This is a genomic window from Delftia sp. WSY_7, from assembly GCF_043104845.1.
GTDB lineage: Bacteria > Pseudomonadota > Gammaproteobacteria > Burkholderiales > Burkholderiaceae_C > Comamonas > Comamonas tsuruhatensis.
Genome location: NZ_JBICLB010000005.1, coordinates 748,362 through 774,595, shown reverse-complemented (window position 1 = coordinate 774,595; position 26,234 = coordinate 748,362). Strand labels below are relative to the sequence as shown.

The 26,234-nt window shown below is 66.8% G+C and carries 19 protein-coding genes; 10 read left to right on the top strand and 9 right to left on the bottom strand.

What is annotated here, in order from left to right:
- Window position 1: 1 nt before the first annotated feature.
- Genes ACF8ME_RS04795 through ACF8ME_RS04775 form a run of 5 tightly spaced genes read left to right on the top strand, consistent with a single transcriptional unit; the run spans window position 2 to window position 3,957 of the window.
- Complete coding sequence (locus tag ACF8ME_RS04795; protein WP_016452780.1) at window positions 2-505, top strand: YbaK/EbsC family protein; 504 nt, start codon at window positions 2-4, stop codon at window positions 503-505.
- Window positions 502-747, top strand: coding sequence for a DUF1289 domain-containing protein (locus tag ACF8ME_RS04790; protein WP_016450040.1), 246 nt, complete (start codon window positions 502-504; stop codon window positions 745-747). The genes ACF8ME_RS04795 and ACF8ME_RS04790 overlap by 4 nt, the downstream gene beginning before the upstream one ends.
- A gap of 34 nt (window positions 748-781) precedes the next feature.
- Window positions 782-1,417: a DsbA family protein gene (locus ACF8ME_RS04785; protein ID WP_392415464.1), complete on the top strand. Its 636-nt coding sequence runs from the start codon at window positions 782-784 to the stop codon at window positions 1,415-1,417.
- Entirely contained in the window at window positions 1,418-3,271 is a 1,854-nt protein-coding gene (locus tag ACF8ME_RS04780; RefSeq protein WP_392415462.1) for a DUF294 nucleotidyltransferase-like domain-containing protein, read from the top strand.
- Window positions 3,268-3,957: a 3'-5' exonuclease gene (locus ACF8ME_RS04775; RefSeq protein WP_392415460.1), complete on the top strand. Its 690-nt coding sequence runs from the start codon at window positions 3,268-3,270 to the stop codon at window positions 3,955-3,957. Before ACF8ME_RS04780 ends, ACF8ME_RS04775 begins: the two co-directional genes overlap by 4 nt.
- Here the strand turns inward: ACF8ME_RS04775 and ACF8ME_RS04770 are convergent.
- The 4 genes from ACF8ME_RS04770 to ACF8ME_RS04755 all read right to left on the bottom strand — a co-directional run bounded on the left by ACF8ME_RS04770 (window position 3,933) and on the right by ACF8ME_RS04755 (window position 7,662).
- Window positions 3,933-4,781, bottom strand: coding sequence for an AraC family transcriptional regulator (locus ACF8ME_RS04770; protein ID WP_047327934.1), 849 nt, complete (start codon window positions 4,779-4,781; stop codon window positions 3,933-3,935). The genes ACF8ME_RS04775 and ACF8ME_RS04770 overlap by 25 nt on opposite strands.
- On the bottom strand, window positions 4,778-5,413 hold the full coding sequence (locus ACF8ME_RS04765; RefSeq protein ID WP_016450045.1) for a YbhB/YbcL family Raf kinase inhibitor-like protein: 636 nt from the start codon (window positions 5,411-5,413) through the stop codon (window positions 4,778-4,780). Before ACF8ME_RS04765 ends, ACF8ME_RS04770 begins: the two co-directional genes overlap by 4 nt.
- Window positions 5,414-5,623: 210 nt before the next feature.
- A complete protein-coding gene (locus ACF8ME_RS04760) occupies window positions 5,624-7,357 on the bottom strand; it encodes a cation acetate symporter (RefSeq protein ID WP_016450046.1) in 1,734 nt (577 codons plus the stop codon).
- Window positions 7,354-7,662: a DUF485 domain-containing protein gene (locus ACF8ME_RS04755; protein ID WP_012207753.1), complete on the bottom strand. Its 309-nt coding sequence runs from the start codon at window positions 7,660-7,662 to the stop codon at window positions 7,354-7,356. Before ACF8ME_RS04755 ends, ACF8ME_RS04760 begins: the two co-directional genes overlap by 4 nt.
- A 303-nt stretch (window positions 7,663-7,965) precedes the next feature.
- Here ACF8ME_RS04755 and ACF8ME_RS04750 point away from each other — a divergent pair, with 303 nt between their 5' ends.
- The 3 genes from ACF8ME_RS04750 to uvrA all read left to right on the top strand — a co-directional run bounded on the left by ACF8ME_RS04750 (window position 7,966) and on the right by uvrA (window position 17,439).
- Window positions 7,966-9,648, top strand: coding sequence for an MFS transporter (locus tag ACF8ME_RS04750; protein ID WP_392415458.1), 1,683 nt, complete (start codon window positions 7,966-7,968; stop codon window positions 9,646-9,648).
- A 414-nt stretch (window positions 9,649-10,062) separates the two neighbouring features.
- Window positions 10,063-11,046 (top strand): porin, encoded by a 984-nt coding sequence (locus ACF8ME_RS04745; RefSeq protein ID WP_012207751.1) that lies wholly within the window; start codon window positions 10,063-10,065, stop codon window positions 11,044-11,046.
- A gap of 435 nt (window positions 11,047-11,481) precedes the next feature.
- A complete protein-coding gene (uvrA, locus tag ACF8ME_RS04740) occupies window positions 11,482-17,439 on the top strand; it encodes an excinuclease ABC subunit UvrA (protein WP_392415456.1) in 5,958 nt (1,985 codons plus the stop codon).
- 3 nt (window positions 17,440-17,442) lie between these two features.
- On the opposite strand, the gene ACF8ME_RS04735 is transcribed toward uvrA, so the two are convergent.
- A complete protein-coding gene (locus ACF8ME_RS04735; RefSeq protein WP_012207748.1) occupies window positions 17,443-18,621 on the bottom strand; it encodes an MFS transporter in 1,179 nt (392 codons plus the stop codon).
- A gap of 129 nt (window positions 18,622-18,750) precedes the next feature.
- On the opposite strand from ACF8ME_RS04735, the gene ACF8ME_RS04730 reads away from it, so the two are divergent.
- Complete coding sequence (locus ACF8ME_RS04730) at window positions 18,751-19,716, top strand: LysR family transcriptional regulator (protein ID WP_277849055.1); 966 nt, start codon at window positions 18,751-18,753, stop codon at window positions 19,714-19,716.
- 22 nt (window positions 19,717-19,738) lie between these two features.
- Here the strand turns inward: ACF8ME_RS04730 and ACF8ME_RS04725 are convergent, their stop codons facing one another.
- From ACF8ME_RS04725 to ACF8ME_RS04710, 4 genes are all read right to left on the bottom strand, one after another.
- Entirely contained in the window at window positions 19,739-20,599 is an 861-nt protein-coding gene (locus ACF8ME_RS04725; RefSeq protein WP_343740509.1) for a hypothetical protein, read from the bottom strand.
- A 159-nt stretch (window positions 20,600-20,758) separates the two neighbouring features.
- Window positions 20,759-21,883 (bottom strand): acyltransferase family protein, encoded by a 1,125-nt coding sequence (locus tag ACF8ME_RS04720; RefSeq protein WP_392415454.1) that lies wholly within the window; start codon window positions 21,881-21,883, stop codon window positions 20,759-20,761.
- A 253-nt stretch (window positions 21,884-22,136) separates the two neighbouring features.
- Window positions 22,137-23,459 carry an MFS transporter gene (locus ACF8ME_RS04715; protein WP_392415452.1) on the bottom strand — a complete coding sequence of 441 codons (1,323 nt, stop codon included), beginning with the start codon at window positions 23,457-23,459 and terminating at the stop codon, window positions 22,137-22,139.
- A gap of 48 nt (window positions 23,460-23,507) precedes the next feature.
- Entirely contained in the window at window positions 23,508-25,160 is a 1,653-nt protein-coding gene (locus ACF8ME_RS04710) for a GMC family oxidoreductase (protein WP_392415450.1), read from the bottom strand.
- A 165-nt stretch (window positions 25,161-25,325) separates the two neighbouring features.
- Here ACF8ME_RS04710 and ACF8ME_RS04705 point away from each other — a divergent pair, with 165 nt between their 5' ends.
- Window positions 25,326-26,126: an IclR family transcriptional regulator gene (locus ACF8ME_RS04705; protein WP_392415448.1), complete on the top strand. Its 801-nt coding sequence runs from the start codon at window positions 25,326-25,328 to the stop codon at window positions 26,124-26,126.
- Window positions 26,127-26,234: the final 108 nt, after the last annotated feature.

The window sequence follows — 26,234 nt, the reverse complement described above, 5'->3', positions numbered from 1 at the left end:
CATGTGCGGATCTGAACTCCACCATCTTCCCGAAGGCGTGCAGCGCGTGGCGGCCTTCCTGCAGCAGGCCGGCCATGGCGAGGGGCCGCGCATGCTGGACGGCGCGGCGCGCACGGCCCAGGAAGCGGCCGACCAGCTGGGCATCCTCGTGGGCCAGGTGGCCAAGAGCATCATCTTCCGCCGCCGCAGCGACGGCGTGGCCGTGCTGGTCGTGGCCTCGGGCGACCGCCGCGTGGACGAGAAGAAGGTCGCTGCCCTGGTCGGCCCCGTGGGCCGTGCCGACGCCGATTTCGTCAAGGCGCAGACGGGTTTTTCCATCGGCGGCGTCAGCCCCGTGGCCCATGCCAACACGCCCGTGACCCTGGTGGACCGTGAACTGCAGCGCTTCGACACCGTCTGGGCGGCCGCCGGCCATCCGCATGCGGTGTTCGCGGCCACGCCGGCCGCGCTGCAGGCCCTGGCCGGTGCGCCCTGGGCCGACGTGGTGCAGGAGGTGGCGGCATGATGGGCCCCAAGGAAATGCTGGCCCACAAGGCCGGCGCAGCCTTCGCTGCGCGCGCTGACGACGAGCCCGTGCCATCGCCCTGCATCTCGGTCTGCCGCATGACGCCGGACCGCAGCCATTGCGAAGGGTGCTTTCGCACCATCGACGAGATCCGTGCCTGGTCCAAGTCCGATGCGTCGCAGCGCCTGGTCATCTGGAACGCGCTGCTCGAGCGTGCGGGCATCACGGTCGCCGTCCCCTAGACCCCCCTGGACTGCACTGCAGGAGCCTGCCGCCATGAAGCAGATCACCTTCCATCTCGACTTCGTCTCGCCCTATGCCTGGCTGGCCTTCGAGCAACTGCCTCAGGCCCTGCAGGGCATCAGCCACCACATGCAGTACCGCCCCGTGCTGCTGGGCGCGCTGCTGCAGCGCCATGCCAACCCGGGGCCGGCCGGCATTGCGGGCAAGCGCGAGTGGACCTACCGCCATGTGAGCTGGCTGGGCCATGCCACGGGCGTGGGGCTGGACATGCCGGCCCGCCATCCGTTCAACCCGCTGCCGCTGCTGCGCCTGGCGCTGGAATGCAGCGACGACGGCACGGTCAACCGCTTTGTCGCGGGCACGGTGCTGCGCCATGTCTGGCTGGGCGGCGCCGACGCGCTGGACCCGGCGCGGCTCGACGCACTGCGCGCCACGCTGGCGCCACAGCTGCGCACGGATGCGGCGGACAACGCCAAGCGCCTGCTGCGCGAGAACACCGAGGCTGCCGCGGCGCAAGGCCTGTTCGGCGTGCCGGCCTGGGAAGTCGACGGCCGCCTCTTCTGGGGCCTGGACAGCCTGCCCATGCTGCGTGCCTACCTGGAAGGCGATGGCTGGTTCGACAGCGGCTGGGACGCGGCTGCAAGCGTGGAGCAAGGCCTGAAGGTTTGAATGGCGGGGCTGGAACAACGGCCCCGCCCCATGCCCAACGCCTTCAACTTTGCCGCCTCTCCCTTCGACTGCCTCACGCCCGACGAGCAGGCGCTGGTGCGCGATGGCGTGGACATCGCCTACTTCCCCGAGGGCGCCGTGGTGCTGGACGCCGGCTCGGCGCCCACCCACCTCTTCGTCATCATCAAGGGCCATGTGGTGCAGACCGAGGGCGACGAGGTGCTGGCCAGCTACGGCCCCGACGACAGCTTCGACGGCCGCGCCCTGGTGGCCGGCCGCACGGGCAGCCGCTTCACCGTGGCCGAGGAACTCATCGCCTACCAGCTTGCGCGCGAAACCGTGGGCGAGCTGATCGCGCGCAACACGGCCTTTGGCGCCCTGCTGTTCTCCGACCTGGGCCACAAGCTGGGCACATTGGCCCAGCGCGCCGACCGGCACGAATTGCAGTCGCTGACGCTGGCGCGCGTGGACCAGGCCTATCTGCGTGCCGCCCATGTGGTGGATGCGGCCACCGACATCGTCTCCGTGGTGCGCCTGTTCCATGCCGAGCGCACGACCAGCGTGCTGGTCTCGGGACTGCCGCAGGGCGGCCTGGGCATCTTCACGGGCACCACGCTGCAGCGCGCCATCCTTGACGGACGCCCGCTGGACCGGCTGGCCGTGGGCGAATTCGCCAGCCAGCCCGTGTTCACCGTGCGCGCCGACGACCAGCTGGGCGATGCCCTGGTCGTGCTGCTGCGCGCCCGCGTGCACCGGCTGGCCGTGCTCGATGCACAGGGCCAGGTGCTGGGCATCCTGGAGGCGCTGGACCTGTTCAGCTTCCTGGCCAACCACTCCCACCTGATCACCGTGCAGATCGAGCAGGCTGCCGACCTGCAGGCGCTGGAGCAGGCGGCCGTCCAGATCACGCGCCTGGTGGCCGCCCTGCACCGGGGCGGCACGCGGGTGGCCCTGATGGCGCGGCTGGTGCAGCAGCTCAATGCGCGCCTGTTCGAGCGTGCCTGGCAGATGCTGGCGCCGCCGGACCTGGTGGCCCACAGCTGCCTCTTCGTCATGGGCAGCGAGGGGCGCGGCGAGCAGTTGCTCAAGACCGACCAGGACAACGGCCTGCTGCTGCGCGACGGCTATGCGCCGCCCCAGGACCTCGATGCCATCTGCGCGCGCTTTTCCGCGCAGCTGCAGCGCTTTGGCTACCCCGAATGCCCGGGCGGCATCATGCTCAGCAATCCGCAGTGGCGCGGCACGGTGGCCAGCTTCGGCAGGCAGGTGCGCGAATGGCTGATCCTGCCCGGCCCCGAGGGCCTCATGCACCTGGCGATCTTCCTGGACGCCCATGCCGTGGCGGGCGATGCCTCTCTGCTGGCCACGGTGCGGCGCGACCTGATGGCGCTGGCCCTGGACAGCGATGCCCAGGTGGCGCGCTTCGCCTCGGCCGTCGACGCCTTCGCGCACGAGCCGGGCAGCTGGTGGGAGCGGCTGCTGGGGCGCGGCGGCGAGGGCGCGCCCGTGCACCTCAAGAAGGCCGGCATCTTCCCCATCGTGCATGGCGTGCGCAGCCTGGCGCTGTCCCAGCGCATCGCCGCCACCGGCACGGCCGAGCGCATCGCGGCCCTGGTGGACAAGGGCGTGCTCGACGGCGCCCAGGGGCAGGAGCTGCTCCAGGGCCTGCATTTCCTCATGGGCCTGCGCCTGCAGGCGGGACTGGCCGAGATCGACCTGGGCCGCCCCGTTACCGGCCATGTGGACCCGGCTCGCCTGAGCAGCCTGGAGCGCGACCTGCTCAAGGACACGCTGGCCGTGGTGCGGCGCTTTCGCGAACTGCTGCGCCAGCGCCTGCGGCTGGACGCCGTATGAGCGCGGCGCCCTTGCAGCGCTGGGTGGCGGGCCTGCGGCGCAACTGGCAGCGGCGCAGGCTGGCGGACCCCGCCTATGCCTTTCTCTTCGATGCGCCGCCGCCCGGCGAATGGGTGGCGCTGGACTGCGAGACCACGGGCCTGGATGTGCGCTGCGACCAGATCATCTCCATCGGCGCCGTGCGCATCGTGGGCGAGCGCATCCTGTCCAGCGAACGCCTGGAACTGCTGGTGCGCCCCTCGCGCAGCGTGCCCGGCGACAGCGTGCGCATCCACCGCCTGCGCGAGCGGGACCTGGCCCGGGGCCTGGCCATCGAGGACGCGCTGGCGCAGCTGCTGCGCTTCATCGGCAGCCGCCCGCTGGTCGGCTACTACCTGGAATTCGACGTGGCCATGATCGAGCGCGTGCTGCGCCCCTGGCTGGGCACGGGCCTGCCCAACGAGCGCATCGAGGTCTCGGCCCTGTACTACGACCACCGCTTCCGGCAACTGCTGCCCTGGCAGCAGCAGGCGCCCGAGATCGACCTGCGCTTTGCCACGCTGATGGCCGACCTGGGCCTGCCCCGGCGAGAGGCCCACGACGCGCTCAACGACGCCGTGATGGCAGCGCTGGCCTTCATCAAGCTGCGCAGGCTGGCCGGCGGGACGCCGGCCGCGCTGCATCAGCGCAAGGCGGACGGCGAATAGCCGAAGCGCGCACGGAAGCGCTCCGAAAAGCGCGCACGCGACTGGTAGCCACAGGCCTGGGCGATGTGTTGCAGGCTCCAGCCGGTGGTCTGCACCAGCAGCATGGCGTGGTGCATGCGCGTGTCCACCAGCAGTTCCTCGAAGCGGACGCCCTCGCCGGCCAGGCGCCGGCGCAGCGTGGCCTCGCTCATGGCCAGCGCGCTGCCGGCACTGTGCGCTGTCCAGTGCTGCTGGGGCGCCTGGGCAATGAGGGTGCGCAGGCGCGAGGCCGTGCCGGGCGGGCCCGCGCGGCGCAGGAGGTGGCCGCGCTCCGCGAGCGCGGCGAGCAGGTCCATCAGCCGGTAGCGCAGCCGTTCGTCGCTGAGAGTCGGTGACGGCACGCTGGCCAGCACCTGCCGCAGAGCGTCTTGCAGGTCGTCGTCCAGCGGCAGTTGCCGAAAGGCCTGCTCGTCCAGCGGCAGCGCTGCGGGCTGGGCGCGTGTGCGGTGGAACGCCTCCAGCAGCTCGGGCGACAGTGCCAGCAGCACGGAGCGAAAGGGCTGTCCGCCGCTGCCCGGTGTCTTCATCAGATCGGCGCTGGTATGCGCCTGCACCAGCAGCAGGCAAGAGGGCGTGTCCACCGTGGTCTGGTGGCTGCCGTCGTGCAGGTCCAGCCTGCCTGCCGCCACCAGCAGCAGGCAGGCTTCATGGAACAGGAAGCGCGGCGTATGCCGGGCCTGGCGCAGGCTGGGCTGCGCCAGGCTGCACAGGCCGGCCCGCACCACGGGGGCAGCAGAAGGCAGCAGCCAGTGGCTGCCGGGCACCGGGTCGCCGTTCAGGTTCAAGCGGCGCAGACCGCAGGGTTCAGGCTGTACAGGCCGGTGATGCTGGCCTTGCCCAGCACCTGGCCGGCTTGCAGCGCCGCGCGCACATTGGCGCCGGTAAGCTCGCCGGAGACGGCCAGCGTGGGCGTGGCCAGCGCATAGACGGTGAAGACGTAGTGGTGGACGATGCTGTCGTTCCACGGAGGGCAGGGGCCGTCGTAGCCGTAGTAGTCGCCCTTCATCTGCTCGTCGCCCGCGAACCAGCCCGTGTAGTCGTTGATGCCGTGGCGCAGGCCGCCGGGGGCGGCCGGGCCGCTCTTGCCGCGCGGCGTGACGCCGTCGGACTGGGCACCTGCCGCGATCTCGGTGGTGGCGGCCGGAATGTCCAGCAGCAGCCAGTGGAAGAAGTCCACGCGCGGCAGGCTGGCCGGCACTTCGCGGCCTTCCTGGTTCACATCGTCGCCGCGGCTGGGCACGTCGGGATCGTGGCAGACCACGACGAAGGACTGCGTGCCCGCCGGTGCGCCGCTCCAGGCAAGGTGCGGATTGCGGTTGGACGACAGCGCCACGTGGGATGCCGCATCGGGCACGGCGAACGCGAATTCGCCGGGGATGGCCTGGCCGTCCTGGAAGCTTTGGCTGGTGAGTTGCATGTCGGATGGATCCTGTGCGTTGAAGAGAGAAGTCATGCTGCACGAAGCGCTCGGCAGACCCCCGAGTCTAGGGGCGGGGAAAACGCAGGACATCGCCCATCCGCTCAAAAGGCTTCTCCAGCCGATCAAACTGAGTGTCTCTGGTGTGGCGAGGGATGAAAAAAAGCCGGGCGCATGGCCCGGCTTGTGCGTGGTTGCCGCTTCGGCAGCTCAGTGGCCGGAGGCGCCCGAAGCTCCCAGACCCGTTTCCGAACGCACCTGCTGCGCGGGGAACACGGCGCGTTCCCTGGCGGCCTGGGCACTCTTGTCGAGCACCGAGAACAGCCACACGCCCACGAAGCCGATGGTCATGGAGAACAGCGCGGGCGATGCATAGGGGAACCAGGCCGAGCCTGCAGGGTTGCCCAGCGTGGCTTCCCAGACCGGGGGCGAGACGATGGTCAGGCCCACCGAGGACGCCAGGCCCATGAAGCCGCCGATCACGGCGCCCTTGGTCGTGCAGTCCTTCCACAGCACCGACAGCAGCAGCGGGGGGAAGTTGGCCGAGGCCGCGACCGCGAAGGCCAGCGACACCATGAAGGCGATGTTCTGCTTCTCGAACACGATGCCCAGCAGCACGGCGATGGCGCCCAGCGTCAGCGTGGTGATGCGCGAGACGCGCAGCTCGGCGGCGCTGTCGGCCTTGCCCTTCTTGATCACGGTGGCGTACAGGTCATGCGACACGGCCGAGGCGCCCGACAGCGTCAGGCCCGCGACCACGGCCAGGATGGTGGCGAAGGCCACGGCCGAGATGAAGCCGTAGAACACGTCGCCGCCCACGCTCTTGGCCACCAGCACGGCCGCCATGTTGGCCGTGCCCGCGCCGCCGTGGATCACGCCCTTGACCGTGTCGGCCATCTCGGGGTTGGTCAGCACCAGGGTGATGGCGCCGAAGCCGATGATGAAGATCAGCACGTAGAAGTAGCCGATCCAGGTCGTGGCCCAGAACACGCTCTTGCGCGCTTCCTTGGCGTCGGGCACGGTGAAGAAGCGCATCAGGATGTGGGGCAGGCCCAGCGTGCCGAACATCAGCGCCATGCCGAAGCTGATGGCCGAGATCGGGTCCTTGATGAAGCCGCCCGGGCCCATGATGGCCAGGCCCGCCTTGGCGGCGGCCGAGGGGTCGGCGCCGTTGTTGGCAGCGATCTCGGAGCGCACGCGCACGCCTTCGGCGAACAGCGCCTCGGGGCTGAAGCCGTACTTGGCCAGCACCATGAAGCCCATGAAGGTCACGCCGGCCAGCAGCATGCAGGCCTTGATGATCTGCACCCAGGTCGTGGCCGTCATGCCGCCGAACAGCACGTAGATCATCATCAGGCCGCCCACCAGCACCACGGCGATCCAGTAGTCCAGGCCGAACAGCAGCTTGATCAGCTGGCCCGCGCCCACCATCTGCGCGATCAGGTAGAAGGCCACCACCACCAGCGTGCCGCTGGCCGCGAAGGCGCGGAACGGCGTCTGGGAGAAGCGGTAGCCGGCCACGTCGGCGAAGGTGAACTTGCCCAGGTTGCGCAGGCGCTCGGCCAGCAGGAAGGTCAGGATGGGCCAGCCCACCAGGAAGCCGATGGAGTAGATCAGGCCGTCATAGCCGCTGGCCATGACCGAGGCCGAGATGCCCAGGAAGGAGGCGGCCGACATGTAGTCGCCCGCAATCGCCAGGCCGTTCTGGAAGCCCGTGATACCGCCGCCGGCCGTGTAGAAATCGGCCGCCGACTTGGTGCGGCCCGCGGCCCATTTGGTGATCCACAGCGTGGCCACGACGAAGGCCGTGAAGAGAATGATGGCGGTCCAGTTGGTGGCCTGCTTGGCGGCCACGCCGACATCGCCGCCGGCGGCCAGCACGGGCCCCGTCAGGGCCAGCGCCACGGCGGGCGCCAGCAGCATGCGTTGTGCGGAATTCTTCATTTCGTGGCGTCCTTGAGGATGTCCTGGGTGAGCTTGTCGTACTCGCCATTGGCACGGCGCACGTAGAGGCCGGTGACGATCACCGAGAACACGATCACGCCCATGGCGATAGGAATGCCCAGCGAGGTCACGCCCGCGCCAATGGGCTGGGCCAGAAAGGATTTGTCGAAGGCAATCAGCGCGATATAGCCGTAATAAACGACCAGCATCAGCAGCGTCAGAAAAAGGCCCAGGCGATTGCGTCTGGACCGCAGCTCCTGGTATTTGGGATGGCGCTGTATCTTGTCTACCACCGGATCGGTCATGGTTTGTCTCCTGAAGTTGGAATCGCGGCGGCAGCCCCATGGATCTGCAGCCTTGCGGCGCATTCTGGAAAGCGCTTCTGACCGAGTGCTTACGCAGTGCAGCATGGTTTGCCAGGGTTTTTACGGTGCTTTTCACATGGAAAAAGACGGCATCAGGGTTGCTGCTGAGTTAGTAAGAAATCGTTCAGTTCGCCGTCAATTTCTGTAAGAGGTGAGTCAGATTCGCGTCAGCAGGCAGGCGGATAGTGAATCGGCGGGCCTATGGCAAGCCCGCTAAATATTCAATAAATCAAGGAGACAGACATGGCTATCAACGCATCGCAAGGCGCGGGGGTCAAGGCGACCCCGCGGCCCATGACTCCGGAAGAACGCAAGGTGATCTTTGCCTCGTCGCTAGGCACGGTATTCGAGTGGTACGACTTCTATCTCTACGGATCGCTGGCGGCCATCATCGCCAAGCAATTCTTCAGCGGGCTCGATGCGGGATCGGCCTTCATCTTCGCGCTGCTGGCCTTCGCGGCCGGCTTCATCGTGCGGCCCTTCGGCGCACTGGTGTTCGGGCGGCTGGGCGACATGATCGGGCGCAAGTACACCTTCCTCGTGACCATCCTGATCATGGGCCTGTCGACCTTCATCGTCGGCATCCTGCCCACCTACGCCAGCATCGGCGTGGCGGCGCCGGTGATCCTCATCGGCCTGCGCATGCTGCAGGGCCTGGCCCTGGGCGGCGAGTACGGCGGTGCGGCCACCTATGTGGCCGAGCACGCGCCGCACGGCAAGCGCGGCGCCTACACCTCGTGGATACAGACCACGGCAACGCTGGGCCTGTTCCTGTCGCTGCTGGTGATCCTGGGCGTGCGCACCTCCATCGGCGAGCAGGCCTTCGCGGACTGGGGCTGGCGCATCCCCTTCCTGCTGTCCATCGTGCTGCTGGGTATCTCGGTGTGGATCCGCATGACGCTGTCCGAGTCGCCGGCCTTCCAGAAGATGAAGGCCGAGGGCAAGGTCTCCAAGTCCCCGCTGACCGAGTCCTTCGGCCAATGGCGCAACCTCAAGATCGTGATCCTGGCGCTGATCGGCCTGACCGCCGGCCAGGCCGTGGTCTGGTACACGGGGCAGTTCTATGCGCTGTTCTTCCTGACACAGCAGCTCAAGGTCGATGCGGTGACGGCCAACCTCATGATCGCGGCGGCGCTGATCATCGGCACGCCGTTCTTCGTGATCTTCGGCTCGCTGTCCGACAAGATAGGCCGCAAGCCCATCATCATGCTGGGCTGCGTGCTGGCCGTGGTGACCTACTTCCCCGTGTTCAAGGCGCTGACCGAAGCGGCCAACCCCGACCTGGCTGCGGCACAGGCCAAGAACAAGGTGGTCATCGTCGCCGATCCCAAGGAATGCTCGTTCCAGTTCAATCCCACGGGCACCTCCAAGTTCACCAGCTCCTGCGACGTGGCCAAGCAGCTGCTGGCCGCAGGCTCGGTCAGCTATGACTCCGAGGACGCAGCGCCCGGCAAGACGGCCTTCATCCGCATCGGCAGCACCGAGATCCCCTCGTTCTCCATCAAGGGCCTGAGCCCCGAGGAAGCCAAGGCCAAGGACGCCGAGTTCAAGAAGACCGTGGCCAAGGTGCTGGCCGAGGACGGCTACCCCACCAAGGCCGACCCCGCGAAGATGAACAAGGTCATGATGGTCGCCATCCTGACCTACCTGGTCATCCTCGTGACCATGGTCTACGGGCCCATCGCCGCCATGCTGGTGGAACTGTTCCCCACGCGCATCCGCTATACCTCCATGAGCCTGCCGTATCACATCGGCAATGGATGGTTCGGCGGCCTGCTGCCCACCATGTCCTTCGCCATCGTGGCCCAGACCGGCAATATGTACAGCGGCCTCTGGTACCCCATCGTCATTGCAGGCGCCACGGCCGTCATCGGCACGCTGTTCCTGCGCGAGACCAAGGATGTGGATATCTACGCTAATGATTGATTGAAGGCACCCCCTGAGGCGCTTACGCGCCTTCCCCCTCTCTCGCTTCGCGGGAGGGGGACGACACCCTCGGTGCGGGGCGGCCCTTCCTCGGTGTCCCTGAGTTAGGGTGTGCCTGATTTGCGCGCAGTGTTCGATGCATGCACTGTGGTCACAGAGCACAAAATTTTGCTCTGCATTGATGAAAGCCCATGGCGGTTTGCCGTGGGCTTTTTCTTTGGGTGCTTCTAATGGTTTTCCATGTCATGCCTGTGGCAGCAAAGCATCAGATGGCGCATTTTCAGAGGCGGGCATACATTTTTTGACATGCCCGCACCTAGAATCCGCAGCAGCCGCAAATGGCACTGATCTAGAGCCGGAGTCGGCCCTGAGATTTCAAGAATACCCACTCAACAATCCCAAGGAGATGCCGAGATGATCAAGATGAACCGCGTAGCCCTGGCCGTGCTGGCCGTGCTGGGTTCCACCACCGTGATGGCGCAAAGCAGCGTGACGATTTATGGCCGTATCAACACGACCGTCGAACGCGAAAAGATCGGTGACCAGACCGTCAACAAGATGGAGAACAACTCCTCGCGTTGGGGCATGCGCGGTGTCGAAGATCTGGGCGGCGGCCTGAAGGCCGGCTTCGTGCTGGAAAGCGGTTTCGCTTCCGACACCGGCATGGGTTCCTCCTCCACGGGCGCGCTGACCTTCGGCCGCCAGAGCGAAGTGAACCTGTCGGGCAGCTTCGGCAAGATCCGCATGGGCAACTTCTTCCCCGGTTCGTACTTCGCCACGGCCGACTACGTGAGCATGCACAACCATGACACGGGTACCTCGTCCGACGCGCTGTACTTCGATCCCGTCTGGTTCGCCAGCGGCCTGGGCACCGCCAACAAGATCTCCTACACCACCCCCAACATCGGTGGCCTGACGGTCGAAGGCTCGGTCTCCATGCACGAGAAGGCCACGCCCGCCCGCAAGAACGGCTATGACCTGGCCGTCAACTACGACGTGGGCCCTCTGGCCCTGGGCGCCGGCTACAGCCAGGTGGACGAAGACAAGCAGGCCGCCTTCCGCGCTGCCTACACCTTCGGCCAGTTCGTGGTCGGTGGCTACTACCAGCGCAACGACGAGCAGATCCGCGGCACGCGCAACAACTTCCGTCTGTCGGGCATGTACACCCTGGGCGCTTCCGAGTTCCACGTGAACCTGGGCCACGCCAACAAGTGGAGCAACATTGCCGACTCCGGTGCCAACCAGTGGACCTTGGGCTACAACTACAACCTGAGCAAGCGCACCAAGGTCTACGGCTACTACACCAAGGTGGACAACAAGGCCGGCGCCAACTACATGACCGGTGTGAAGGGCGCGGACTTCTCCTCCTTCGCGCTGGGCGTGCGTCACGCATTCTGATCGCCGCGCGGCGTAAGCCGCGAGCAAAGCAGGTCTGTTCCAATCAGCACCTGCCTGCCATATCAGGCCTCGTACCGAAAGGTGCGGGGCCTTTTTGTCTGGGCTCGTCTTTTCAAAGCCTGATCAAGGAAAAAACCATGAGGATCATCGCGGCCGGTTGCCTGGCCTTTGTCGTCGTGTCGCTGCTGGCCATCACCCAGGTGAAGGGTGTGCCGGGTGAGCAGGCCATGCCTGCCTCCGTGCAGATGGCCAAGTAAGCCCTCGGCAAGAGGCACGAGCCCCGGACTGGTTCCGGGGTTTTTTTATGGTCGCGCGGATGTGTCGAGGGGGTATCTTTTTGTTTAACCTGTATGAAAATACAGGTATTGAGAAGCGTCTGATGCCTGACGCATGGACTGCCTAGAATGTTTGGCTCCCACTGACCACAGAACACCCATGACGCACGGTCTGATTCGAATTCGCGGCGCACGCCAGCACAATCTCCAGAACCTGGATCTCGACATCCGTACCGGCGAGCTGACCGTGGTCACGGGGCCCAGCGGCTCGGGCAAGTCCAGCCTGGTGTTCGACACCCTGTATGCCGAAGGCCAGCGCCGCTATGTCGAGACCTTCTCGGCCTATGCGCGCCAGTTCCTGGACCGCATGGACAAGCCGGCCGTGGACCGTGTGGAGGGGGTGCCGCCGGCCATCGCCATCGACCAGACCAATCCCGTCCGCAACTCGCGCTCCACCGTGGGCACGATGACCGAGCTCAACGATCACCTGAAGCTGCTGTTCGCGCGCGCAGCCCAGCTGTTCGACCGCGACACCGCCGTGCCCGTGCGCCACGACACGCCCGACAGCGTGCTGGAGGAGCTGGCCGAGCGTTGCCGGCAGGCCGGCGATCCGCGCATCGCCATCACCTTCCCCGTCGAGCTGCCCGCCAACACCACGGCCGCCGAGGTGGAGCAATGGCTGTCGGCCAGCGGCTTCACCAAGGTCCAGGCCGAGCGCGAGGCCGAGAAGGCCGGCGCCGTGGAGCCTGCCGCAGACGCCAAGGGCAAGAAGGCCAAGGCGGCGCCGCCGCTCAAGGTCAAGATGCTGGACGTGGTGGCCGACCGCTTCCGCCTGGGCAATGTGGAGCGGGCCCGCGCCTACGAGGCCATCGAGGTGGCACTCAAGCGCGGCAGCGGCCACATGACGGTCTATGTGCTGCCTGAATCCGCCGTGGAAGCCGCAGGTGCCCAGCCCACCGAACCCCAGCTGTGGAAGTTCTCGCTGGGCCTGCACTGCCCCGAAAGCGGCCTGAGCTACCAGGAGCCGATTCCCTCGCTGTTCTCCTTCAACTCCGCCGTGGGCGCCTGCGAGGCCTGCCGGGGCTTTGGCCGCGTGATCGGCGTGGACTGGGGGCTGGTCATCCCCAACGACAAGCTCACCCTGCGCACGGGCGCCATCAAGCCCGTGCAGACACCGGCCTGGAAGGAGATCCAGGACGACATGATGCGCCACGCCGAGGCCGAAGGCATTCCGCGCGACACGGCCTGGGCCAAGCTCACCGACGCGCAAAAGAGCTGGGTGCTGGACGGCTCGCCCAACTGGAATGGCAAGTGGACCCAGACCTGGTACGGCATCAAGCGCTTCTTCGAATACCTGGAGAGCAAGGCCTACAAGATGCACATCCGGGTGCTGCTGTCCAAGTACCGCAGCTATACCGAATGCCCCACCTGCGGCGGCGCGCGGCTGAAGACCGAAAGCCTGCTGTGGCGCCTGGGCGGCAAGCAGGCCGCCGATGCCGTGCTGCCGCCCGGCGACGAAGGCCGCTACCGCCGCTTCATGCCGAAGGGCGTGGCCTGGAGCCGCGAGCAGCTGGAAGCGCTGCCGGGCCTGTGCCTGCACGACCTGATGCAGCTGCCCCTGGTGCGGCTGCGTGATTTCTTCCAACAGCTGGCGCCGGCAGTCGACGCCCCATTGCATGACGGCGAGGCCCAGGCCCTCAAGATGCTGCACGCCGAAATCATGGCGCGCGTGCAGTACCTGTGCGACGTGGGCATCGGCTACCTCACGCTGGACCGCCAGAGCCGCACGCTGTCGGGCGGCGAGGTGCAGCGCATCAACCTGACCACGGCCCTGGGCACCTCGCTGGTCAACACCCTGTTCGTGCTCGACGAGCCCAGCATCGGCCTGCACCCGCGCGACATGGAACGCATCACCGAGGCCATGCAGCGCCTGCGCGATGCAGGCAACACCCTGGTCGTGGTCGAGCACGACCCGGCCGTGATGTTCGCGGCCGACCGCATGATCGACATGGGCCCCGGCCCCGGCGCGCGCGGCGGCCAGATCGTCTTCGACGGCACGCCCGAGGACCTGCGCCATGCCGACACGCTGACCGGCGCCTACCTGGGCGGCCGCAAGCAGGTGGGCTTCGGCCTCAAGCGCATGGTGACCGAGTCCACGACACGCCTCATCCTCGAAGGCGCGCGCGAGCACAACCTGCGCAGCATCGACGTGGACTTTCCGCTGCAGCGCCTGGTCACCATCACCGGCGTCAGCGGCTCGGGCAAGTCCACGCTGATCCAGGACGTGCTGGTGCCCGCGCTGATGCGCCACTTCGGCAAGCCCACGGATGCGGCCGGCGCCTTCGAGCGCCTGCTGGGCGCCGACCACCTGAGCGACGTGATGTTCGTGGACCAGTCGCCCATCGGCAAGACGGCGCGCTCCAACCCGGCCAGCTACGTGGGCGCCTGGGACTCCATTCGCGAGCTGTTCGCCATTGCGCCGCTGTCGCGCCAGCGCGGCTACACGGCCGCCAAGTTCAGCTTCAACAGCGGCGACGGCCGCTGCCCCACCTGCGGCGGCTCGGGCTTCGAGCATGTGGAGATGCAGTTCCTCTCCGATGTCTACCTGCGCTGCCCCGACTGCAACGGCACGCGCTACCGCCCCGAGATCCTGGAAGTCACGATCGAGCGCCACGCGGCCGGCGAGCTGCAGCCGCGCAAGCTCAACGTGGCCGATGTGCTGGAGCTCACCGTGGCCGAGGCGGCCCTGCTGTTCGCCCAGGACCGCGAGGTCATCCGCGCCCTGCAGCCCATCGTCGATGTGGGCCTTGAATACGTGAAGCTGGGCCAGCCCGTGCCCACGCTGTCGGGCGGCGAGGCCCAGCGCCTCAAGCTCGCGGGCTTCCTGGCGGAGGCCGCCAAGGCCCAGGCCAAGTCGAAGCAGGCGCTGGCCAAGAAGGGCACATTGTTCCTGTTCGACGAGCCCACCACGGGCCTGCACTTCGACGACATTGCCAAGCTCATGCGCGCGCTGCGCAAGCTGCTGGAGGCCGGGCACTCGCTGATCGTCATCGAGCACAACCTGGACGTGATCCGTGCCAGCGACTGGCTGATCGACCTCGGTCCCGAAGGCGGCGACGGCGGCGGCGCCATCGTGGCCCAGGGCACGCCCGAGGAGGTGCGCCAGGTGCCTGGCTCGCACACGGCCCAGGCGCTGCGCGAGTACGACCTGGCCATGGGCGTGGGCGGCGAGGCAGTGCGCGAGGTCGCTCCCATGCTCTACAAGAGCCAGCGCAAGGCGCATGCCATGTCGGGCGCCGCGGCCAGGAATGCCATCGAGATCGTCAACGCCAAGGAGCACAACCTCAAGCAGCTGTCGGTGGAGATCCCGCGCGGCAAGTTCAACGTGGTGACGGGCGTCTCGGGCTCGGGCAAGTCCACGCTGGCCTTCGACATCCTGTTCAACGAAGGCCAGCGCCGCTACCTGGAGTCGCTCAACGCCTATGCGCGCTCCATCGTCCAGCCTGCGGGCCGGCCCGAGGTGGACGCGGTCTACGGCATACCGCCCACCGTGGCCATCGAGCAGCGCCTGTCGCGCGGCGGGCGCAAGTCCACCGTGGGCACGACCACCGAGGTCTGGCACTTCCTGCGCCTGCTCTACGTCAAGCTGGGCACGCAGCACTGCATCCACGACGGCGCCGCCGTGCAGCCGCAGACGGCGGAAAGCATCGCGGCCCAGCTGCTCACGCAGTTCCGGGGCCAGACCATCGGCTTGCTGGCGCCGCTGGTGGTCAACCGCAAGGGCGTCTACACCGAGCTGGCCGACTGGGCTCGGCCACGCGGCTACACCCATCTGCGCGTGGACGGCGAATTCCTGCCCACCACGGGATTCCCGCGCATCGACCGCTTCAAGGAACACACCATCGAGCTGCCCGTGGCCAGCGTCACCGTCACGGCGGCCAGCGAGCGCGAGCTGCGCGGCCACCTGGCGCAGGCGCTGGAAACAGGCAAGGGCGTGCTGCATGTGCTGTCCGGCCTGGACAACCTGGCCGATGCCATGGCCGGCGGCCGGAGCACGGTCGGCATCGGCAGCCTGCAGGTGTTCTCCACCCAGCGCGCCTGCCCGGTCTGCGCCACCAGCTATGCCGAGCTGGACCCGCGCCTGTTCTCCTACAACAGCAAGCACGGCTGGTGCCCCGACTGCGTGGGCACGGGCGTCAAGCTCACCAAGGACCAGCGCAAGGTCTATGACGACACCCTGCTGGTCGAGGACAACCGGGGCCGCGAGGTCAAGTTCGAAGGCCAGGAAATCGAGGACCTGGCCGAAGTGACCTGCCCCACCTGCCAGGGCACACGCCTGAACGCCACGGCGCGCGCCGTGCGCTTCCATGGCGTGGGCATTGCCGAGATCGCCCAGCTGTCGGTCAACGACGTGCGCCAATGGGTGCAGGCGCTGGCGATGTCGGGCCGCGAGGCCGATATTGCGCGCGACCTCATCCCCGAGATCCAGAGCCGCCTCGAATTCCTCGAGGAAGTGGGCCTGGGCTACCTGACGCTGGACCGTGGCGCGCCCACGCTGTCGGGCGGCGAGGCCCAGCGCATCCGCCTGGCCGCGCAACTGGGCAGCAACCTGCAGGGCGTCTGCTATGTGCTGGACGAGCCCACCATCGGCCTGCATGCACGCGACAACCAGATCCTGCTCAACGCCCTGCACAAGCTGGGCGACAAGGGCAACACCCTGGTCGTGGTCGAGCATGACGAGGACACCATCCGCCGGGCCGACCACATCATCGACATCGGCCCCAGCGCCGGCATACGTGGCGGCCGCCTCGTGGCCCAGGGCACGGCGGCCGACATCATGGCGGCCGAGGACTCCATCACGGGCCGCTATCTGCTGCACGCCATGCGCCACCCGTTCCAGCCGCGCCGCTGGGTGGGCGAGGGCCAGCCGCCGCAGGCGGCCGCCGAGCTTGCCGCCGTGGCCGAACCGGTGCCGGAACCCGCGCCTGTCAAGGTATCCAAATCCAAAAAGAAGGCCGCGCCTGTCGTTGTCGAAGCCGAACCCGCCTCCGACGCATTGGGCTGGCTGACCGTGCGCGGCGCCCACTTGCACAACCTGCAGAACGTGGATGCGCGCGTGCCGCTCAAGCGCCTGGTGGCCGTCACGGGCGTCAGCGGCTCGGGCAAGTCCACGCTGGCGCGCGACGTGATGCTGGCCAATGTGGCCGTCTGGGTGGGCCAGCGCGCCACCAAGGCCGGGCGTGATGCCATGGACGCGGGCAAGGCGCCTGCGCTGTCGGGCTGCAAGGGCCTGCAGGGCTTCGAAGGCATTGACCGCGTGCTGGAAGTGGACCAGACCCCCATCGGCAAGACCCCGCGCAGCTGCCCGGCCACCTACATCGGCTTCTGGGACACCATCCGCAAGCTCTACGCCGAAACGCTGGAGGCCAAGGCGCGCGGCTACGCGGCCGGCCGCTTCTCGTTCAACACCGGCGAAGGCCGCTGCCCGGCCTGCGAGGGCCAGGGCATGCGCACCATCGAGATGAGCTTCCTGCCCGACGTGAAGGTGCCCTGCGAGGTCTGCCACGGCGCGCGCTTCAACCCCGAGACCCTGGCCGTCTCCTGGCGCGGCAAGAGCATTGGCGATGTGCTGCAGATGGAGGTGGACGAGGCCGTCGAGTTCTTCGCCAGCATGCCCAGCATCGCCCACCCGCTGCAACTGCTCAAGGACGTGGGCCTGGGCTATCTCACGCTGGGCCAGCCCTCGCCCACGCTGTCGGGCGGCGAGGCCCAGCGCATCAAGCTCGTCACCGAGCTGACCAAGGTGCGCGACGACGTGACCCGGCGCGGCAACAAGGCGCCGCACACGCTCTATGTGCTGGACGAACCCACGGTGGGCCTGCACATGGCCGATGTGGACAAGCTCATCCGCGTGCTGCACCGCCTGGTCGATGCGGGCCACAGCGTGGTCGTCATCGAGCATGACCTGGACGTGATCGCCGAGGCCGACTGGATCATCGACCTCGGCCCCGAAGGTGGAAAGGACGGCGGCCGCATCATCGCGGCCGGCACGCCCGAGGATCTGGTGGCTGCGGGCACGCACACGGGCAAGGCGCTCAAGCCCGTGCTGGCCCGTTGAGCCTCAGGCGCAGGCCACGCCTGCGCTGCGTGCGGAGCCTGCGGGCAGGCGGCTGCTCCAGAAGACCAGCACCAGGCCCACGGCCGTCAGCGCGGCGGCGGCCCAGCCCAGGTTGACCAGGCCCAGGCCACCGGCCAGGGCCAGGCCGCCGACCCAGGCACCCAGGGCGTTGCCCAGGTTGAAGGCCGCAATGTTCAAGCTGGAGACCAGGTTGGCGCCCTGGGGGCCGGCCTGGTCCAGCACGCGCATCTGCATGGGGGCCACCGTGGCGAAGGCCACGACGCCCAGCACGATCACATAGGCCATGGCCACGGCCTGGTTCCCGAAGGCCCAGCGGCCTGCCGCCAGTACCACCATCAGCGCCGCAATGCTCCACACCAGGGCGCGCATCACGCCCCGGTCGGCCAGCTTGCCGCCCAGCAGATTGCCTGCGGCCAGGCCCGCGCCGAACAGCAGCAGGGTCAGCGCCACCAGGCTGTCGCCCATGCGGGTCACCTGGGTCAGCAGCGGCTCCACATAGGTGTAGAGCGCGAACACGCCCGCAAAGCCGAAGGCCGTGATGCCCAGGCCCAGCCAGACCTGGCCGTTGGCCAGCACGGCCAGCTCCTGTGCCAGCGGCGTGACCTCGGGGCGGCCCTGGTCGCGCGGCACGAAGGCGGCCAGGATGGCAAAGGCCAGCACGCCGATCGCGGCCACGGCCAGGAAGGCGCTGCGCCAGCCGAACATCTGGCCGATCCAGGCGCCGGCAGGCACGCCCAGCAGGGTGGCCAGGGTCAGGCCCGAGAACATCAGCGCAATCGCCGACGCCTTCTTGTCCACCGGCACCAGGCCCGTGGCCACCACGGCGCCCACGCCGAAGAAGGTGCCGTGGGTCAGCGAGGTCAGCACGCGCGCCGACATCAGCCATTCATAGCTGGGCGCGAACGCGGCGGCCAGGTTGCCGGCGATGAAGATCAGCATCAGCGCCAGCAGTAGGCGCTTGCGCGGCCATTGGCGCGTCAGCAGCGTGAGCACGGGCGCGCCTACGGCCACGCCGATGGCGTAGCCCGAAATCAGTGAGCCCGCCGTGGGAATGCTGATGTGCAGATCCTGGCTGACCTGGGTCAGCAGGCCCATGATGATGAATTCCGTGGTGCCGATGCCAAAGGCACCGGCCGCCAGGGCGAGTAGGGAAAGAGGCATGGACGGATTCCTTGTGATCCTTGGTGTGATGTCCAGTAATGTCGCACTGCAACATACCTTTGTGTAGATGGAATAATGGAAACGGATCTGTTCCTGTGTGGAATAGATGATCCTTTTCTCGGAGACACCATGCCCGCACTTGTTCCTCTCGCCGCCGCCGACACGGGCAGCGCCGATGCCAACCGCTTTGCCGAGCTGGAAATGCTGATCCTGGTCGCCGAGCGCGGCAGCCTCTCGGCCGCGGCACGCCACCTGGGTATCTCGCCCTCGGCTGTCAGCAAGAGCATGTCGCGGCTGGAGGCACGGCTGGGCGTGCAGCTGCTGCAGCGCAGCACGCGGCGCCTGCATCTCACGCCCGAAGGCTGCCAGCTGTTCGAGCGCGGCAAGCGCGTGCTGGCCGACCTGGAGGAACTGGAGGCCTGCGTGGCCGTGCGCAGCGAGCCGCGCGGCCTGGTGCGCATCAACACCAGCTCATCGACCGGAAAAATGCTGCTCGTGCCCCTGGTGCCGCAATTGCTTCAGCGCCATCCCGGGCTGAGCCTGGAACTGAGCTTCACGGACCAGATCGTGGACCTGGTCGAGGCCGGCACCGACATCGCCGTGCGCTGGGGCCAGCTTCCGCCCTCGGACATGGTCGCGCGGCTGCTGGGCCACACGCGCCAGGTCATCCTGGCATCACCGGAGTACCTGGCCCGCAAGGGCCGGCCCACCCATCCCGATGAGCTGGGCCACCATGTTCGCCTGGGCTGGAGCTACCAGCGCGCCATACCGCACTGGCCATTTCTGGTGGACGGCCAGCGCGTGGCCGTCGATATCGGGGAGGTGGTGCGCGTCAACGACGGCGATGTGATGCGCGAGCTGGCGCTGCACGGCACGGGCCTGGCCCGCCTGTCGCTGTACCACGCCTGGGCCGACGTGCTCGCCGGCCGGCTGGTGCCCGTGCTGGAGGAATTCAACACGGGCGACCTGGAACCCATCCACGCCGTCTACCTGGGCAAGCCCGACCGCCTGCCCCCGCGCACGCGTGCCGTGCTCGACTTCCTGCAGGCGCATGTGGACCTGCGGCATGCGGAGCAGCTGCCGGCGCTGCCCTGAGGGGTGGCCGGCAGCGAGGGCGTCACTCCTGCTCGGCTGGCAGAGGTGCGGCGTTGAGGGTCAGGCTTTCGATGTATTCCTGCAGCGCCGCGTAAGCGGGTTCTGCAGCGGCGGAGTTTGCGTAGACGATGCCGGTGCCCACATTCTGTGGCGTAGTTAGACGCTTGACGTACAGGCGCTGATCGGGGCGGTTGCCATTGGTGCTGGAAACGCCTTCGCCGTCGTTGACGCTGTAGACGAATCGGTAGCCGCGCAGGATTTGCCCCGATCGGTTCACCCAAACACATAGCGTCTCGCCAGCGAGGGCGCCGCTGATCTGATGCTCGCATATGAACTGGCCATCCTCACTGGCCATGATGCCGCTGCCGGTGGATGTAGCGCTGGCTTGGCGCGTCAACTCCACGGCAAGGGTCTGGAGTCCCTCGGAACCCAGGGATGTCATGGTCCAGATGCCCCGCAGGCTGGATGCCACCGAGGGATAACCGAAGTTGAAACGCGAAATCGCCACTTCCTGCTCGCCGGGCAGCGTGATGAAACCCGACACGCCGCTGGTGAAGCGCATGCTGACCTGGCCCATGTTCCGGTCTTCGGAGCCCGACATCGGGCCGCTGCCCAGAAAGCGGCCGCCCTTGTAGCGGATCAGCGGAGCGGCAAAGCGGTTATTGGTCAGCGTGCCCGAGGTCATGTAGAAGGTGGGCTGGCCGCTGGGCTCGTAGGCATACATCTGCATGACCAGCGTGCCGTTCTGTGCATCGATGGCCAGCCCGCGGCCCGGTTTGCCATTGAGTTCCGACGTCACCACCCAGGTGCCGTTGCTGGGCATGAACGCGTGCGCCAGGCCGCAGCCCAGCAAGGTGGCCGCAGCCAGTATTTTTTTGAACATGAGTCCCTCTCTATTGGTGAACGGCGAAGTCTGCGAAGGATTTCACCGGGAATGGATTTTCAACGAAAGCCGCCAGTTGCGGAAGATCTCTTGGAAGATCCCGAGGGCTTTGGCGGATTGGTGAGGTGACTGCTTGATGAAGCCAGATGGCGCAATATCTCAAACAGTGCATGTCCTGGAGGATTCAGCACTGCGCAGCCACATGCTGGACGCTCTTCTCGATATTTTATGCAGCGGATTCTCGATGAATTTGAAGTAGAGCAAGGAACAGATCACGACCGACACCAGATAGACAAGCAGCGAGAGCTTTCCGCCACCTATCCACAGCAGGCCGGGGATCTTGGGAAAGAGCAGGCTGTATAGAATGACCAGCAAGGGAATGTGCAGCAGGTACAGCGCATAGGAGGCATCACCCAGCTTGCAGAAGAAGCGGCTCAACAGGCTGCCGGACGAGGGCAGCAGCGCGGCCAGTGCCACCAGGCCCAGGGACGTGCTGCCAAACAGCATCACCCGTTCGGGATAGTAGAGAAATGCCGCCATACCCACGCCCATGAGGCCGCCATATTTCTGCATCCATATGCTGGCGCACAGTGCCATGGTGGTGAATAGGGACCATGCTGTAATGGACTGCCCGGGTTTTCTATGAATCCACTCGCCCAGCAAAAAGCCAGCAATGAATTCAATGATCAGCGGAGATGTCAGAAAAACATTCAAGAGAAAATTGTTTTCCCTAGGCGTTGCCGATCGATAAACACCCAGATTGAATTGCGCGGCAACAATGACCACAAATGCCAGCAGCAAAGCAAGGAACACGGGAACGGCCTGCTTTCGCGTGAAGCAGAGCATGGTGCCAATCAGCAGGTAGAAATACAGCTCGTAGGTCAGCGTCCATGAGACACTGAGCAGATAAAAATCCTGGGGCAGCAGCAGAAATGACTTCCAGTGGCTGATTTCTGGTCCATTGAAAATGCCAAGCCAGATGCTGAGAAAAAGCATCAGCAGGAGGGCTGGCCAGTAACCGCTGTAGATTCTCAGAAAGCGCCGGAAGACAAAGCCGGATGCCGTGCCGGCTCCGGGCTGCATGGAGCGCGTGGTCTCGGCCATGATGAAGCCGCTGATGACGAAGAAAATATCGACACCGGCGAAGCCGTAGACGGAAATCTCGGTGATCCAGGTCGGGATGTTTGCGTAGTGGGCCGGGTGCACAGTGGGCGGGAGCGTATGGTGCAGAACCACGAGAAATGCGGCAATGAATCGCAGTATTTGTATATTTTTATAGATCATGCAGCCAAGGTGATACCTGATAGTGCATGCCTGCCTGACATGCGGTTGCGATATGGAGGGTGAATCTGCCGGAATCTTTTGCCATGCGGCCTGGCCGTTGATGGCTACCTTTGCGGACTGGCGCCATCCTAAACCAAGACGGCTCTATGGCGGCAAGGTGGGCGTGGATGCGGTCTATCGTTCAATGCGAAAAAGCTGCCCGATCGGCAGCTTTGATCTCGGACCCTTGCAGCTGCACCGCAAGACAAATGGGCTATCTGACCAAGGGCTTCATACTGGCAAAGCTCTCTTGCCGGCCCCCATCCCTCCCAATCGCCCAGGCACACCAGGCCGATACCGCTCCCGCAAACACCACATACAGGCACACCAGCCACGAGCTGCCGCCGGCCGTCTTGACCAGCGCCGTCGCAATGATGGGCGTGATGCCGGACGCGAAAATGCCCGAGAACTGGTAGACAAAGGAAATGCCGGTGTAGCGCACCTTGGCGTCGAACAGGTCGCAGAAGAGGGCGGCTTCGGGGCCGTAGACCGCCGCGTAGAGAATGCCGAAGGGCACGACGATGGCGATCCATATCAGCAGCACATTGCCGCCGCTGTGGGCCATGAGCCAGAAGGCCGGGAAGGCAGAGACCGCGGTGATCAGCGATCCCCACAGATACACGCGGCTGCGGCCCATGCGGTCGGACAGGCGGCCGAACAGCGGAATCGTGAAGCACATCACCACGGCGGCGACCATCACGCCGATCAATGCGTCGGTGCGGCTGATCTGCAGGGTGGAGGTCAGGTAGCTGATCGAGAACACGCCGAAGACATTGAAGAAAACGCCGTCGATATAGCGTGCGCCCATGCCCTTGAGCACATTGCCCGGATAGCGGCGCATCATGTCCATGAAGGGAATCGCGGTCTCGGCATTGCGTGCCTTGACGGCCGCGAATTCGGGCGTCTCCTTCACATGCAGGCGGATGTACATGCCCACGGCCACCATCAGGCCCGAGATCAGGAACGCGACGCGCCAGCCCCAGGCCATGAATTGCTCTTCGGTACACAGCCAGGACAGCAGGGCCACCACGCCCGAGGCCATGAACAGGCCGATGGCCAGGCCCACCTGGGGCAGGGAGGCGTAGAAGCCCCGCTTTTCCTTGGGCGCGTATTCATAGGCCATGAGTACGGCGCCGCCCCATTCGCCGCCCAGTCCTATGCCCTGGGCCACGCGCAACAGCAGCAGCAGGATGGGCGCGGCCACGCCGATCTGCGCATGCGTGGGCAGCAGGCCGATCAGGAAGGTGGACACGCCCATGATCATCAGCGTGACCACCAGGATGCTCTTGCGTCCCACGCGGTCGCCGAAGTGCCCGAAGATCACCCCGCCCAGCGGCCGCGTGACAAAGCCCACGGCAAAGGTGGTGTAGGCCAGCAGCGTGGAGATCAGCGGATCGTCGCTGGGAAAGTACAGCTTGCTGAACACGATGCCGGCGACCACGCCGTACAGGAAGAAGTCATACCACTCGATGGTTGCGCCGATGAGCGCGGAGGTCACCACCTTGCGGATGACCCTGGGATCGGTTGCCGTCGTCATGCTGTCTCCTGGTTGTCTGTCGCATTGCCGGGATGCAGGAACGGGCAGTCATGCGACCTTGAGCTGCCCTGTCTCTCCGTGCCTGTCTTCGCGAACCATGTCGGCGGCCTTCTCGGCCATCATCACCACGGGCGCATTGGTGTTGCCCGAGACCAGGGTGGGCATGACCGAGCAATCGACCACGCGCAGCCCGGCCATGCCATGCACGCGCAGGCGCGCATCGACCACGGCCAGGGCATCGCTGCCCATGCGGCAGGTGCCGCTGGGGTGGAAGATGGTGGCGCCGTGGTTGCGGCAGAACTCCAGCAGCTCCGCATCGCTGTGCGCATCGGGGCCGGGCTTGACCTCGCGCTTCACGAAGGGGCGCATGGCCGGCGTGTCGGCAATGGCGCGTGCCGCGCGCACGGCCGCCACGTTGGTGCGGCGGTCCAGGTCGGTGGCCAGGTAGTTGGGCTGGATGGAAGGCGGCTCGAAGGCATCGCGCGAGCGGATGCGCAAGCGCCCGCGCGACTCGGGCCGCAGCTGGCAGACCGACATGGTGAAGCCCGAGTACGGATGGACCTGGCCCCCTGCCATGTCGGCCGACAGCGTGGAGACGTGGAACTGGATGTCGGGCGTGTCCGCCACGGGCCGGCCCTGCTCGTCCCTGAGCGCACGCATGAAGCAGCCGCCCTGGTTGATGCCCACGGCCAGCGCGCCCGAGCGGAACAGCAGCCACTCCAGCCCCAGCTTGGTCCTGCCCACCCAGGAATTGAGCTGGTCATTGGTGGTGATGGGCTGGCTGCATTCGTAGCCCAGGCGTATCTGAAGATGGTCCTGCAGGTTCTCGCCCACGCCCGGCAGATCGTGCACCACGGGAATCCCCAGGGACTGCGACAGCGCGGCCGGACCTATGCCCGACAGTTGCAGCAGCTGCGGCGACTGGATGGCGCCTGCCGACAGAATCACCTCGGCCCGCGCCTGGGCCTGGCGCTCCTGCCCGCCTTGCCGGTAGCGGATGCCGGTGGCGCGCCGGCCGCGCAGCACCAGCTGCGTGGCCATGGCGTCGGTCTCTATGCGCAGATTGGGGCGGCGCCGGGCCTCGCCCAGATAGGCCTTGGCCGTGCTGCAGCGCAGGCCCTTGTGGGTGGTGAGCTGGTAGTAGCCTGCGCCCTCCTGGTCGCGGCCGTTGAAGTCCTCGGTGCGGGGCACGCCGACCTGGCCTGCACCGGCAATGAAGGCCTCGATCAGCGGATGCTGTGCGCCGATGTCCGAGACCTTGAGCGGCCCGTCCGCGCCATGGCCCGGGAAGGCGCCGCGCGCATTGCCTTCGGACTTCACAAAGTAGGGCAGCACCTCCTCATACGACCAGCCTGCATTGCCCAGCGCCGCCCAGTGGTCGTAGTCCTCGCGCTGGCCGCGCACGTAGATCAGGCCGTTGATCGAACTGCTGCCGCCCAGCGTGCGGCCGCGCGGCCAGTAGATGCGCCGGCCGTTCATGTTGGGGTCCGGGTCGGTCTCGAACTTCCAGTTGTAGACGGGGCTCCACATGGTCTTGCCGTAGCCGATGGGCAGGTGGATCCAGGGCGAGCGGTCCGGCGGGCCGGCCTCCAGCAGCAGCACCCGCGTGGCCGGGTCCTCGGACAGGCGCGCGGCCAGCACGCAGCCGGCAGAGCCTGCTCCCACGATCACGTAGTCATAGCTGTCGATGGGGTCCGGCATGCAGTGGCTCCTTTTGAGTTTCTTTTGAAGGAACTATTTGTTCCTTTGAGTGAAACTTATTCTTTGCCGCCGTGGACCGCAACCCCGCGCAAACCCTTGCCGCCTCCTGGCGATCAGGCATGATCGAAAGCGTTTCCGGCCTTCCACACGACACGACACCGCCCCATGCCGCCATCCCTTGCCAGCGCTGCCCCGGACCCCACCCCTGCACGGCAGGACGAAGCGAACTCGGTCTCCGATCGCTCCCTGGCCGTGCTCGATTTCGTGACCCAGGCCGAGGCCCCGCCAGGCCTCATGGACATCGCAGCCGCGCTCAACCTGCCCAAGGCCACGGCCTCGCGCCTGTGCTCCCACCTGGAGGCGCGGCAATGGCTGCTGCGCCACGAGGGTGACCGCAGCTTCTCCCCGGGCCCCAAGCTGCTGAGCCTGGCCGTGCGCGCCCTGCAAGCCGACCCGCGCCAGGCCCTGCGCCATGAGCTGCTGTCCCAGCTGGTGGCGCGGCTGGGCGAGACCTGCAACCTCACCGTGCTGGACGGCACGCGCGTGCGCTACCTGGACCGTGTCGAGACCCACTGGCCGCTGCGCATCCAGCTGGAGGCCGGATCGATGGTGCCCATCCACGCCACGGCCAGCGGCAAGCTGTTCCTGGCCCATATGCCTGCGGCCCGACGCGCCGCCATTCTGGACAGCGTGGAACTCACCGCCTGCACGGCCAACACGTTGGCCACGCCCGAGGCGCTGGCCGATGAATGCGCGCGCATCGTGCGCGAAGGCCACTCCTGCGACCGCGAGGAATTCATGCGCGGCATGATCGCCGTGGCCGTGCCCGTGCGCGATGCCAAGGGCCAGTGCCGCGCCACGCTGGCCGTGCATGCGCCCGAGGCGCGCATGCCGCTGGCGCAGGCGCTGGAGGGCCTGCCGCACCTGAAGGAAACGGCCCAGCGCATGGCCGGCCTGCTCTTCTGAGGCGCTGGGCACCCCAGAAAAAAGGCCCCCACGCTACCCTTGCTGCGCAAGGTCCGCTGCCCCCCAAGGGGGCCGCTTTTTGCCTTGGGGCGGCCCGGCGGCAAAATA

Bases quoted from the DNA above. Each gene is read 5' to 3' on its own strand.
- ACF8ME_RS04745 (WP_012207751.1), top strand. From the start codon at position 10,063: ATGATCAAGATGAACCGCGTAGCCCTGGCCGTGCTGGCCGTGCTGGGT.
- ACF8ME_RS04710 (WP_392415450.1), bottom strand. From the start codon at position 25,160: ATGCCGGACCCCATCGACAGCTATGACTACGTGATCGTGGGAGCAGGC.
- ACF8ME_RS04775 (WP_392415460.1), top strand. From the start codon at position 3,268: ATGAGCGCGGCGCCCTTGCAGCGCTGGGTGGCGGGCCTGCGGCGCAAC.
- ACF8ME_RS04790 (WP_016450040.1), top strand. From the start codon at position 502: ATGATGGGCCCCAAGGAAATGCTGGCCCACAAGGCCGGCGCAGCCTTC.
- ACF8ME_RS04795 (WP_016452780.1), top strand. From the start codon at position 2: ATGTGCGGATCTGAACTCCACCATCTTCCCGAAGGCGTGCAGCGCGTG.
- ACF8ME_RS04760 (WP_016450046.1), bottom strand. From the start codon at position 7,357: ATGAAGAATTCCGCACAACGCATGCTGCTGGCGCCCGCCGTGGCGCTG.
- ACF8ME_RS04735 (WP_012207748.1), bottom strand. From the start codon at position 18,621: ATGCCTCTTTCCCTACTCGCCCTGGCGGCCGGTGCCTTTGGCATCGGC.
- ACF8ME_RS04765 (WP_016450045.1), bottom strand. From the start codon at position 5,413: ATGCAACTCACCAGCCAAAGCTTCCAGGACGGCCAGGCCATCCCCGGC.
- ACF8ME_RS04730 (WP_277849055.1), top strand. From the start codon at position 18,751: ATGCCCGCACTTGTTCCTCTCGCCGCCGCCGACACGGGCAGCGCCGAT.
- ACF8ME_RS04750 (WP_392415458.1), top strand. From the start codon at position 7,966: ATGGCTATCAACGCATCGCAAGGCGCGGGGGTCAAGGCGACCCCGCGG.
- ACF8ME_RS04720 (WP_392415454.1), bottom strand. From the start codon at position 21,883: ATGATCTATAAAAATATACAAATACTGCGATTCATTGCCGCATTTCTC.
- ACF8ME_RS04715 (WP_392415452.1), bottom strand. From the start codon at position 23,459: ATGACGACGGCAACCGATCCCAGGGTCATCCGCAAGGTGGTGACCTCC.
- ACF8ME_RS04785 (WP_392415464.1), top strand. From the start codon at position 782: ATGAAGCAGATCACCTTCCATCTCGACTTCGTCTCGCCCTATGCCTGG.
- ACF8ME_RS04725 (WP_343740509.1), bottom strand. From the start codon at position 20,599: ATGTTCAAAAAAATACTGGCTGCGGCCACCTTGCTGGGCTGCGGCCTG.
- ACF8ME_RS04755 (WP_012207753.1), bottom strand. From the start codon at position 7,662: ATGACCGATCCGGTGGTAGACAAGATACAGCGCCATCCCAAATACCAG.
- ACF8ME_RS04780 (WP_392415462.1), top strand. From the start codon at position 1,418: ATGGCGGGGCTGGAACAACGGCCCCGCCCCATGCCCAACGCCTTCAAC.
- ACF8ME_RS04705 (WP_392415448.1), top strand. From the start codon at position 25,326: ATGCCGCCATCCCTTGCCAGCGCTGCCCCGGACCCCACCCCTGCACGG.
- uvrA (WP_392415456.1), top strand. From the start codon at position 11,482: ATGACGCACGGTCTGATTCGAATTCGCGGCGCACGCCAGCACAATCTC.